Here is a 10,855-nt window from a genome sequence, read left to right as displayed (position 1 = left end):
GGTTATTGGATCTGACCAGGGTCAGAACCGGCATCACTGTCCCCGAATTCGGGGTAAGTTAATGGCATGAGCCGTATACGTGGTCCGTATGTACGGTTCTGTGAGAGGGATGAGGCGGAGACGCCTCACCCTACTCGCTGCCTGAAATTTGGCTCTTGTCGGCTTTAGTTCAGTGTCTGGTCGTAGTTTGGTCGCAGAACGCCGCGCTGAGTTGTGGCAATCGTTTTCCTACATCATCCAGCCCTGCGTCGAAAATGTGGCTGTATCGACTCGTTACTAGCAAGCTAGAGTGCCCCAGCAGATCCCTAACCCGCGTCATACTCTCTCCTGCTTGTGCTCGATGACGGGTTGATCCCGCTGGACAACAACCCGGCCGAGAACGCCATTCGCCCCTTCGTCGTCGGCCGCAAGAACTGGCTGTTCAGCCACACACCGAGCGGTGCCCAGGCCAGCGCGGCAATCTACAGCCTGATCGAGACGGCCAAGGCCAACGGCCTCTCACCCTACGAGTACCTGCAGTTCGTGTTCGAGACCCTGCCAACTCTCGGCGAGGATGACGACCTCGGCACGCTGCTGCCCTGGTGCTGGAAAGACACTCTACCGGTCTAGCTCAGGCCGCAACAGGTGGGGTTGGTGGACTTGCAATTACCCACAAATCATCAGCTACATAAGCATACTGTTGATAAAGTAAAGCCCGATGTGTTTTTTTGGCTTCTCAGTTCGTTCGATATGATAAGAGGTATCAATATGGGACAACACTGGGTGAACGAGGAAATGACTGGCTGCGACTTGGGGGACGCGCGACTGAATCAAAGGTTGGCTGTCATGCTGGAAGCACTCGGTGATCGGCCAGACAAATCACTACCCACCGCCTTTCAGGACTGGGCCAATACCAAGGCCGCCTATCGCTTCTTCGCGAATGAGAATGTCAGCGAGGACAAGATTTTGGAGGGACATTTTGCCGCCTCAGCTTTGCGCATCCAAGCCACCGATGGCCCTATATTGATCCTGCAGGATACAACCGAGTTTTCTTTCAAGCGTTCGTCACCTGAGAAGATTGGTTTCATTAATGAATCAACCGGGCGCAAGATGAAGGAGGGACGGCACCTTAAACATACCGTCTGCGGGCTGTTAATGCACGCTAGTCTGGCTATCACAACGGAAGGGTTGCCCTTGGGTCTAACAGCTGCCAAATTCTGGACGCGGAACAAATTCAAAGGCACAGAAGCTCTCAAGCGCAAGGTTAATCCGACCCGCGTACCCATCGAGCAGAAAGAAAGCATGCGTTGGCTTGACAACCTGCAGCGTTCTACTGAGCTTGCAGGTTCGCCTGAACGGTGCGTGCATATCGGTGATCGCGAGAGTGACATTTTTGAACTCTTTTGTCTGGCTCAAGATCTTGGCACTCACTTTTTGATCCGCAGTTGCGTTGATCGTCTCGCCGGGGAGGGAGACACTACGATTTCTCAAGTGATGGCCAAGACTCAGGTCAGTGGAACACACGATATTCACTTTCGTGACAAGCGAGGCAATCAACAGGAGGCGACCCTATCGGTCAAGTATGCAACGATGACAGTTTGTCCACCGATTGGGAAACAGAAAAAGTACCCAAAACAGAAGCTTGGTATTATTTTTGCGGAAGAGAAAAACCCACCCGAAGGGCGTTCCCCTATCATCTGGAAGTTGGTCACTAACCTTCCCGTTGCTACTCACGCCGACGCAGTGCAAAAGCTTGTTTGGTATTCACGGCGTTGGAATATCGAGACATTCTTCAAGACGCTGAAAACGGGTTGCCGCATTGAGGATATACGTCTCGCTACAGCAGATCGACTTGCCAACTGCATTGCGCTCTGCTGTGTCGTGTCCTGGCGAATATCATGGTTGACTATACTGCAGCGCCAATCTTCAACGACCTCTCCTGCAGCTGTTTTTACTGATATTGAAAGAACGCTTCTCGACCGATCAATGCCATCAAACAGACAAGGCACACGACGCGATATAGCTTTTTATATGACCGCTGTCGCTCGCCTGGGTGGTTATCTGGATCGCTCAAGTGATCCTCTCCCAGGAACCACCGTTCTATGGCGAGGCTTCATTCGCTTAGCAGATCTTGTTGCTGGATTCCAAGCTGCCAATCCAGATGCATCATCGACTTGTGGGTAATTGCAAGGTTGGTGGAGCGCTTACCTTGTTTTTGCGCGGCTCAGAATAGAGGCTGTTTTGTGCCGAATTTGCGGCGGTTTTTGTTTTTTAAACTGCATAAAAATAATTGATTTTATTGAATAAATTTATTTTTTTGTTTAATTCTAGTGTCGTGTTTTTGAATTTCTCAGTCTGAAGGCATAAAATAACTATCGTCATTGTCCAGCTATGGAGGCGTTGCATGACCGCTCAAACGCTTGGGTCACGCATTCGTGACAAAATTCGCAAAAGTCGGCGGATGGTTTTTCTACGTGATGATTTCGCTGCACTGGGTGGTTATGACCAAGTAGGCCGGGTGCTTCGGCAATTGGAGGTGCAGGGACGATTAGTGCGTATTGGTAAAGGCCTATACGCCAAAGCGCGCCCAAACCGTATTACAGGCAAACCAATGCTTGCAGCGCCCGGTGGCTTTGACCAAGCAGCCAAAGAGGCATTAAACCGCTTAGGAGTACAGTGGGAGCCAGCCAGTGCAGAAAAAGCTTATCAGGCGGGGCGCACACAAATTCCAGCGCGAGTGGTGGTCAGAGTCAAGGGCCCGTTTCATCGCCAGATTGCCTACGGTAAATATCGCTTAGGTATCGAGCAAGTTTCTGTATGAACATTGATTCTGGAATGTTTCCCGATGTGGCGGATGCGCTGGGAATCGACAGCCCCGCTATTGTCGAAAAAGATGTCTATGCCGTTCAGTTATTGAGTCTACTTTCAACGCTGCGCTCGGAGGCGTTTGAGCTGGTATTCGCAGGGGGTACCAGCCTAGCCAAAGCCCACCACAAGCTTTTCCGTATGTCCGAAGATATTGATATCAAGCTTGTTGCTCGCGATGGGGTAGCAACGGGCATGTCTAGAACGGCTCTAAAGGCAGAACGAAAAGCGATGCTGTCCGAAATAGAAACAGTTATCAGCCGCTCTCCGATCCTAGGGCTTGATCCCAATGCTGGAATCGTCAAGCGTAACGAGTACCGGTATGCGGAGTTTACCGTTCGCTATCCCCGTACCCAGGGCAGCATCTCTGCGCTTCGACCTGACTTGAAGCTAGACGTTGCAGCATCAGAACTTTATGAGCCCGCCGTGGCTTGTTCTGTCAGTTCCTTGTACGCCGATGTTCTTAAACTACCCCCAGAGGTAGCTTCTTTTACGGTGGTTAGCCTACCCGCCACAATTAGCGAGAAGCTGGTGGCATTGCTACGTCGCACAGCCCACGTGAATCGTGATCCTTCCCGAAAAGACGACGAAACGCTGGTGAGGCACGTCTACGATCTTCACATGGCGACAGCTGGCGGATATGACATGGCTGCATTACGCCCGCTGGTACAGGCAGTAATACAGACGGACGTGTCTCAGTTCGGCAACCAGCATACACAATTTGTCACTAGCCCAGCAGATGAGCTGCTCTATGGCCTAGGGTGCTTACAGACCAACCCCATCCATCAGGATCGCTACGAGCGTTTTATCGGCCCGCTGGTTTATCACGATGAGCCCGCGTCCTGGGATGAAGCTTTACAAACAGTGAACGAATTGGCTCAACGTCTGCTGACGTAAGGTAGGGCTGAGCGCTAAAGTCTGTTTTTCCACTACTGCGCGAGGTGCGCTTGTCAGGTTACACCCTGATTCACTGTCTGAGCCGCTTTATGCGGCTTGCTATGTAGTGACCCTCGTCTTGCTGCAGCGGTGGCAATTTGGTTGCCAACTGGTTGCCATTTGGCTGCTCACAGGGTGAAAACCATGTGAGTAATGTAAGTGCTTAATCTAATATTTTCGTGTATTATCGATGCAAGGATCTCGGGCACGGATGGAACCATGGCAAGAAGGCGCTTTATTGCTCCACTTTCTGACTCTGAACAGCAGACGCTGACCTCTGCTTATCAAGATGGTGAGAAGCGCGCCTTACGTCGTCGTGCTCATGCCATCCTGTTAAGCAATCAAGGCCATACCATCAATCAAATCAGCGAGATACTGCAGGTTCGTCGCGATGCCGTATCACGATGGCTCAAGCAATGGGAAACGTCGGGCCTTGATGGTCTAATCGATAAGCCGCGCAGTGGTCGAACGCCTGCCTTGGATGACAATGACCATCAGCGACTGCAGGAGCTGGTCGCAGAACAGCCCCATCAGCTCCGCTCCTTGCACGCCCGCTTTCAGGAGGAGACGGGGAAAAAGGTCAGCATGGTGACGCTCCGCAGGGCGCTTAAAAAAAAAATAGGCTCAGCTTCAAGCGTATTCAGCATTCATTGAAGGCACGCCGTGACGAAACTGATTTTCGCAACACTCAGGGCCTCCTCAAGGCGCTTCACCAGCGGGAAGACCAGGGTGAACATGAGCTCTATTACTTTGATGAATCAGGCTTTTCACAATCATCGTCGGTGCCATACGCGTGGAGCCCCATTGGTAAACCCTGCGAAGTGCCCGCCTACTCACATAGCCGAAGGCTGAACGTACTGGGATTTCTCAGCCGAGCAGGGAAGCTGATCTATCACACCGCCACCGAGTCCGTGACCACCGATACGGTCATCGACGCGTTTGACCATTTTGTAGCCCAGAAAGACCCCGACACCTTCGCCGTGGTGGTGCTCGACAATGCCAGCATGCATCGCTCCAAGGCCTTCAGGCGGAAAATACTCGAGTGGATGTCGCATCGTGTTCATCTGGTCTACTTATCGGCTTACTCGCCGGAGCTGAATCTGATTGAGATTCTGTGGCGGCAGATGAAGTATGCATGGCTGCCGCTGAGTGCGTATCTTTCGTTTGATAACCTCTGTGATGAGGTGCACCGGCTACTCGATGGCTATGGCACTGAGTGCGCGATTAATTTTGAATAGGCACTTAGGCCCTTTTTTTATGCCTGTTGTTTAGAGATATCCGTTAAACATATCTCGTGGTAAAAATGGTGCCGTGCCATCAATGTCATATAAAACGTAACTTTAACGGAGACAACCCCATGGGCGTGACCTATCACGAAAGCAATGCACGTATGAGCCAAGTGGCTGTTCATAACGGAACGGTTTACCTTGCGGGCCAAGTGCCAGCCGATGCCACGGTGGGTATGCGTGGCCAAACCGAGCAGGTGTTGGCGCGTATTGATGAGCTGCTGGCGCAGGCAGGTACCTCTAAAGAGCACCTGATTTCTGCTCAGGTGTGGGTGACCGACATGGCCGAGTTCGCGGAAATGAACGAAGTGTGGGAAGCCTGGGTGGTGCCGGGTCGCCCGCCAGTGCGCGCCGCTCTGGAAGCCAAGCTGGCCAAGCCTGAGTGGAAAGTGGAAATTATGGTGATTGCCGCACTGCCTGACGCCTAAGCGGTTACTGGCTGTTGCGGGGTGCGTTAATGAAACGTTAACGCACCCTCGCTTTTCAATAGGGCATCGCCGTATAGTAAAGGCTCTTGTTGAGAACCAACCCAGTGGTAAGTTTATGGCCCAGTTTGAGCTGCATAGCCGCAATTTGGCCCCAGAGCAGGTGGCGCACTCCCACGATTTCCACCAGCTAATCCTGGCGACGTGTGGCGTTACCGAGCTTGCCATGGAAGGCCAAGGGGGGCGGGTCACCGCTCGCCGTGGCTGTTTGATCCCTTCGTCGCGCCATCACGAGTATCAAGGCGATGGCAGCAATCGAACGCTGGTGCTGGATATCCCTGTGCAGCACTTAGCCACCTTGGAAAAGGGTAGTGAGATTGAGCGCTTATTCGATAAGCCGCGTTTCTTTACCGTTCCACCTGCTTTAAATCAGCTCACCCATGCGCTTGCGCATCAGCTTGACCAATGCCCAGCACTGCAAAATGAGATCGCTGTGTTGCTACTGCGGGCGCTCTATATGTACCTGCAAGACGCGCCAAAACAGACGGCCGACCAGCTCGGGGTGCGCTGTATCAGTGAGCGGCTTGATCTAGAGCGGTTGGATGCCTGGCTAGACCAACATTTGGCGGATGAAGTGCGCGTTGAGCAGCTAGCGGCCCTGTGTGCATTAAGCCCTGGGCACTTTTATAGCTGCTTTCGTGAATTAACCGGGGTGACGCCGCTGGCCTATGTACAGCGCAGGCGGTTAGATCATGCGCGCACGATGGTTCGCCATAGCGCGCTGAGTCTTGGCCACATTGCCATGCTGGTGGGCTTTCGCGACCAAGGCAGCTTCTCCCGCGCCTATCGTCGTTACTTTGAGATTTCCCCCTCTTCTGACAGATAACGCCTGAACACGCTGCCTGCCTGACTTGCGGGCAAATTTGCCAGAGTTTCGGGCAAGCACACCCTTTTGCATCGTCGTAGTCTCAAGAGGATCCCCACCTTCCTTGGAGAGACCCCATGGGCGTGACCTATCAAGACAGCAATACTCGCATGAGCCAAGTGGCGATTCATAACGGCACGGTATACCTCGCAGGCCAAGTGCCAACGGATACCACCGCCGATATGCGTGGGCAAACCGAGCAAGTGCTTGCACGTATCGACCAACTGCTGGTGCAAGCGGGGACATCCAAAGAGCACCTAATTTCTGCTCAAGTGTGGGTCACCAGCATGGCGGAGTTCGATCAAATGAACCAAGCTTGGGATGCCTGGGTAGTGCCTGGCCGCCCGCCGGTGCGCGCCGCCGTGGAAGCCAAGCTGGCCAAGCCTGAGTGGAAGGTGGAAATCATGGTCATCGCTGCGCTGCTGGAGGCTTGATATGCAGGTCGTCTCGGCAGCGGAAGTCGCGCAATACTTAACTTGGCAGGGAGTCATTGACCGCTTACGGCACACCTTTGTGAACGGGGTAGAGTCGCCTCCTCGCCACCATCACGCCATGTACCGGCCAGATGGTGAAGCCACCATGCTGCTGATGCCCGCCTGGGAAGCCGCTGGCTATATTGGTGTGAAAATGGTCAACGTGTTTCCGCAAAACGCCGAGCACGGTATTCCCGCTATTTCCGGGCTTTACCTGCTCAGTGAAGGCAAGCACGGCCAGCCGCTGGCCTGTATCGATGGCAGTGAATTAACCCGCCGCCGTACCGCCGCTGCCTCTGCGCTGGCCGCCCAAGCGTTAGCCAATGAAGACGCCGAAACGCTGTTGGTCGTGGGCACAGGCAAGCTGGCCCCTATGGTGATCGAAGCCCACGCCAGCGTGCGGCCGATCAAGCGCGTGCTGATCTGGGGACGTAACCCCAGCAAGGCAACGGAGATTGCTGAGGAGTACGCAAGCCGTTTTGATACCCAAGTAGTAGAAGCATTACCCGCCGCCGTGGCGGAGGCAGATATTGTCAGTTGCGTGACGCTCTCCACCCAACCCATCATCAAAGGGGAGTGGCTAACCCCCGGAACTCACGTCGATTTAATTGGCGCGTTTCGGCCGCAAATGCGAGAAACCGATGCGCTTTGCTTGCGTCGCTCACAAGTATTTGTGGATACCTACGCCGGTGCAAAAGGTGAGGCAGGAGATATTCTGCAAGCGATTGATGAGGGTGAGTTCCAGTTTGAGCACATCCAAGCGGAGCTTGCTGAGGTGTTAACCGGTGCTAAACCTGGGCGCTCGGATAAAGACGCTATCACGCTGTTTAAATCGGTAGGGGCCTCCCTGGAGGATCTCGCAGCCGCGATTGAACTATGGGAATCACTGCCTAAACATCACTGATAAATCACGCTACAGGTCTGGCCGTACAACAACAATAAAGGCCACCACGCCCGTAGCACTGCAACGCCAGTCATAACGAAGACCATTAATAACCAAAACGAGGTGTGTTATGAACATTAATCGCTCTTTGCTCGTCACTGCCCTTGCAGCTCTCCCGCTGGCCATCGCCAGTGCCACGGCTCAGGCCCAGTCATACGAAATGGTGATCGCCACTCAGCTTCCGGAGGATATGAGCAACAACGAAATCTATCCGGCTCTGGTGCATTTTAAAAATCTCGTCGAAGCCCGCACCGATGGCGATCTTGAAGTCACTATCTTCGGCGGCGGCCAGCTCGGCTCTGAAGTAGAAAATGGCTCGGAAGTGCAGGGCGGCCGTACGTTGCAGTCCACCATCATGTCCGCAGGGGCCATGTCGTCGTTCTATGGCGACTACCAAGCGGTGACCGCACCGTTCCTATTTACCAGCTGGCGGCAAGCGTGGACGTTCTTTGATAGTGAGTGGTTTGCCGACTTTATGTCGGGCTCCGTGGATGCCGCGAGCATGCGCTATCTAGGCACCTTCGACGACGGCGGCGGCTTCGTAGCCTTTACCAATAACGTCCGTTTGATCGAAACCCTGGAAGATCTAGAAGGGCTCAATATCCGCACCGAAGAGAACCCGGCCCACGTCGCCATCATGCGCTCGTTAGGGGCCTCCGCGACGCCGCTGCCCTGGGGCGAGCTGATCACCGCGCTGGAAACCGGCTTAGCCGATGGTCAGTTCAACGCGCCGGTCCTTAATACCACCTTCAATTTCGATGCAGTGACCGACTACACCACCCTCACCGGGCATGTGTACAACAGCGCGCCTTGGGTGGTGAGCGAGTCCTGGTACCAATCGCTGCCGGAAACGCATCAGCAGGCGGTGATTAGCTCGGCGCGTGAGGCCATTCAGCTCAGCCACGGCATGTCGGGCGCGTTAGCCACCGCTAGTTGGGTCGAGTCCTGCGAGCGCTTTGAATCCTGTTATCTCATGCCCGATGCCGAACGTGAGCGTATGGCTGAAATTGCCCGCCCCGCTTGGCAGGAGTGGATCGTCAACGACTTCGGGATGGACGAGGCGCGCATGCAGGGCCTGCTAGATGAAGTCGAACGCGTGGGCCAGCAGCTAGCCGAAGATGACCTGCGGATTTACGGACAATAACGGTGATCAACGCTGGGGTCATGCGCCCCAGCGTGAGGAATAACCATGGGCGTTTTAACTCCTTTGCGCCGCTTAAGCGACCTGGTCAATCAGGTCGCTATCGTGGTGTGTGTGGGCTGTATTCTGGCGATGCTAGGCATCTCCTTTACCGCATTTTTATACAAATTGATCACGGGCAGCACGCTGAGCTGGACCTACTCGTTGGCGCGGCTGTTTTTGCCTTGGATTGGTTTTCTCTCGATGACGATTTCGCTGCGCTACGGTGAGCACGTCGCCATGACGCTACTGGTACGCAGCTTGCCAAAAGTGATGGTGCAGGTGGCCGCCGGGCTTTGCCTAGCGGTGATTGGGCTGTTTGCGCTCATGCTCACCTGGTACGGCTGGGACTACTTTAGCAGCGCCACCCAGGTGTACATGGTCTCCGACCAAATCCGTATTCCCAGCAAGGTCACCGCCGTTGTCGTGCCGATGAGTGGGGGCATTATGCTGCTGCACTTGGTGCACGGGTTTGCACTGCTCGAACACTTTATGGATGAGCAGGACGTGATTGGCGAACTTATCGATACCGTTGATGGGGAGCACCGCTCATGACGCCTGCGATTATTGCGTTTGTTGTACTGCTGTTTATTGGCGCGCCGGTAGCCGTTGTGATGGCTATGTCTGGGTTGGCGGGTGGGTTTGCGATTGGCGGCGAGCGCATGCTCGGCATCATCGCCGACCGTATGTTCTCTGGCGTCTCCGGCTTTCTGCTGATCGCCGTGCCCTACTTTATTTTTACCGCAGAGCTAATGAACCAGGGCGGGCTGACCCACAAGCTGATCGCCTTCAACAATGCGCTGTTTGGCCGGGTGCGGGGCTCGCTCTCCCATGTGAATATCTCGGTGTCGGTGTTTTTTGCGGGCCTGACGGGGGCAGCGGTGACCGATACGGTGGCCATCGGCAAAATCATGATCCCCGAGATGAAAAAGCAGGGGTACGATGCCGAGTATGCAGCCGCAGTCACCGCGTGCTCTTCGATCATTGGGCCGATTATTCCCCCCAGCGTTGTGATGGTGGTGTACGCTACCTTGCTGCGGGATATTTCGGTGATCGATCTGTTTGCCGGTGGCATTATTCCAGGTCTGCTAATGGCCGTGGCGCTGCTAGGCGTTAGCTTCTTTTTAGCCTGGAAGCGTAACTATCCAAAACAGGCCCCCACGCCGTTTAAGATGGCGGTGATGTCATTTGTACTGGCGCTGCCCGCTCTTGTGGTGCCGATGATTATTCTAGGCGGCATTCTCTCTGGCTTAACCACCATCACTGAAGCGTCGGGGTTTGCTGCGGTGTACGCCATCGTGATCGGCGTGGTGTTCTACCGAAACTTAACCTGGCGCAAAATATGGCAGGCGTTAGTCACTACCGTGCGCTTTTCTGGCGTGGTGTTTTTTCTGCTGGCCACTTCGGCAGTGCTAGGCTGGTTTGTGACCCGTTCAGGCATCGCGCGGGATGCAGCCAGTATCATCACCACCTTTAGCGATGTGGCCTTTATACAGTTGATGCTGGTGTGCCTGCTACTGTTGTTGATTGGCACCGTCATGGATGTGCTGCCCGCGTTGGTAGTCATTGCGCCGGTGCTGGTGCCTGCCATGATTCAGCTTGGCTTTGACCCGCTCCACTTCGCTATTCTGATGATTGTGGTGCTCAATATCTCGAACGTCACACCGCCGGTGGGGATGACGCTAATGACCGCCGCGCGAATAGCCGAGGTGCCCTATGAACGGGCCATTGTGGCGTCGCTGCCATTTTACGTCTCGTTTTTGGTGGTGATTGTGCTGTTGGCGGCTTTCCCAGTGCTCTCCACCTGGATACCGTCACTGCTGTGACTAGCTAAGGACTGCGA

The 10,855-nt window shown here is 54.4% G+C and carries 11 protein-coding genes and 1 pseudogene; all 12 read left to right on the top strand.

Going from position 1 to position 10,855, the window contains the following annotated elements:
- Positions 1-324 precede the first annotated feature (324 nt).
- Positions 325-609: pseudogene (locus AC13CY_RS01140) on the top strand (IS66 family transposase); the annotation flags it as partial.
- A 24-nt stretch (positions 610-633) separates the two neighbouring features.
- Entirely contained in the window at positions 634-2,163 is a 1,530-nt protein-coding gene (locus AC13CY_RS01135) for an IS4 family transposase (RefSeq protein WP_197746079.1), read from the top strand.
- A gap of 220 nt (positions 2,164-2,383) precedes the next feature.
- A complete protein-coding gene (locus AC13CY_RS01130) occupies positions 2,384-2,800 on the top strand; it encodes a DUF6088 family protein (protein WP_197746080.1) in 417 nt (138 codons plus the stop codon).
- Positions 2,797-3,741, top strand: a complete 945-nt coding sequence (locus tag AC13CY_RS01125) for a nucleotidyl transferase AbiEii/AbiGii toxin family protein (protein WP_172515396.1) — start codon at positions 2,797-2,799, stop codon at positions 3,739-3,741. Before AC13CY_RS01130 ends, AC13CY_RS01125 begins: the two co-directional genes overlap by 4 nt.
- A 258-nt stretch (positions 3,742-3,999) precedes the next feature.
- A protein-coding gene (locus AC13CY_RS01120; RefSeq protein WP_172515397.1) for an IS630 family transposase occupies positions 4,000-5,018 on the top strand; the annotation gives its coding sequence in 2 pieces (ribosomal slippage) (positions 4,000-4,389 and positions 4,392-5,018; 1,017 coding nt in all).
- Positions 5,019-5,137: 119 nt separating this feature from the next.
- Complete coding sequence (locus tag AC13CY_RS01115) at positions 5,138-5,494, top strand: RidA family protein (protein ID WP_054641705.1); 357 nt, start codon at positions 5,138-5,140, stop codon at positions 5,492-5,494.
- A gap of 115 nt (positions 5,495-5,609) precedes the next feature.
- Complete coding sequence (locus AC13CY_RS01110) at positions 5,610-6,377, top strand: helix-turn-helix transcriptional regulator (protein WP_054641706.1); 768 nt, start codon at positions 5,610-5,612, stop codon at positions 6,375-6,377.
- A 116-nt stretch (positions 6,378-6,493) separates the two neighbouring features.
- Positions 6,494-6,850: a RidA family protein gene (locus tag AC13CY_RS01105; RefSeq protein WP_054641707.1), complete on the top strand. Its 357-nt coding sequence runs from the start codon at positions 6,494-6,496 to the stop codon at positions 6,848-6,850.
- A gap of 1 nt (position 6,851) precedes the next feature.
- Positions 6,852-7,793, top strand: coding sequence for a bifunctional Delta(1)-pyrroline-2-carboxylate/Delta(1)-piperideine-2-carboxylate reductase (lhpI, locus tag AC13CY_RS01100; RefSeq protein ID WP_089675748.1), 942 nt, complete (start codon positions 6,852-6,854; stop codon positions 7,791-7,793).
- A 109-nt stretch (positions 7,794-7,902) separates the two neighbouring features.
- Entirely contained in the window at positions 7,903-8,976 is a 1,074-nt protein-coding gene (dctP, locus tag AC13CY_RS01095; protein WP_483052196.1) for a TRAP transporter substrate-binding protein DctP, read from the top strand.
- Between the two features lie 45 nt (positions 8,977-9,021).
- Positions 9,022-9,567: a TRAP transporter small permease gene (locus AC13CY_RS01090; RefSeq protein ID WP_172515441.1), complete on the top strand. Its 546-nt coding sequence runs from the start codon at positions 9,022-9,024 to the stop codon at positions 9,565-9,567.
- Positions 9,564-10,838, top strand: a complete 1,275-nt coding sequence (locus tag AC13CY_RS01085) for a TRAP transporter large permease (RefSeq protein WP_074211014.1) — start codon at positions 9,564-9,566, stop codon at positions 10,836-10,838. The genes AC13CY_RS01090 and AC13CY_RS01085 overlap by 4 nt, the downstream gene beginning before the upstream one ends.
- Positions 10,839-10,855 lie beyond the last annotated feature (17 nt).

The organism is Vreelandella sp. L-15 (assembly GCF_056857635.1).
Note: the sequence above shows the minus strand (reverse complement) of the source record. Positions and strands in the feature narration are given on the sequence as shown.

Excerpts from the sequence above, each read along its gene's own strand:
- AC13CY_RS01085 (WP_074211014.1), top strand. The coding sequence starts at position 9,564 with ATGACGCCTGCGATTATTGCGTTTGTTGTACTGCTGTTTATTGGCGCG.
- AC13CY_RS01105 (WP_054641707.1), top strand. The coding sequence starts at position 6,494 with ATGGGCGTGACCTATCAAGACAGCAATACTCGCATGAGCCAAGTGGCG.
- lhpI (WP_089675748.1), top strand. The coding sequence starts at position 6,852 with ATGCAGGTCGTCTCGGCAGCGGAAGTCGCGCAATACTTAACTTGGCAG.
- AC13CY_RS01125 (WP_172515396.1), top strand. The coding sequence starts at position 2,797 with ATGAACATTGATTCTGGAATGTTTCCCGATGTGGCGGATGCGCTGGGA.
- AC13CY_RS01130 (WP_197746080.1), top strand. The coding sequence starts at position 2,384 with ATGACCGCTCAAACGCTTGGGTCACGCATTCGTGACAAAATTCGCAAA.
- AC13CY_RS01115 (WP_054641705.1), top strand. The coding sequence starts at position 5,138 with ATGGGCGTGACCTATCACGAAAGCAATGCACGTATGAGCCAAGTGGCT.
- AC13CY_RS01110 (WP_054641706.1), top strand. The coding sequence starts at position 5,610 with ATGGCCCAGTTTGAGCTGCATAGCCGCAATTTGGCCCCAGAGCAGGTG.
- AC13CY_RS01090 (WP_172515441.1), top strand. The coding sequence starts at position 9,022 with ATGGGCGTTTTAACTCCTTTGCGCCGCTTAAGCGACCTGGTCAATCAG.
- dctP (WP_483052196.1), top strand. The coding sequence starts at position 7,903 with ATGAACATTAATCGCTCTTTGCTCGTCACTGCCCTTGCAGCTCTCCCG.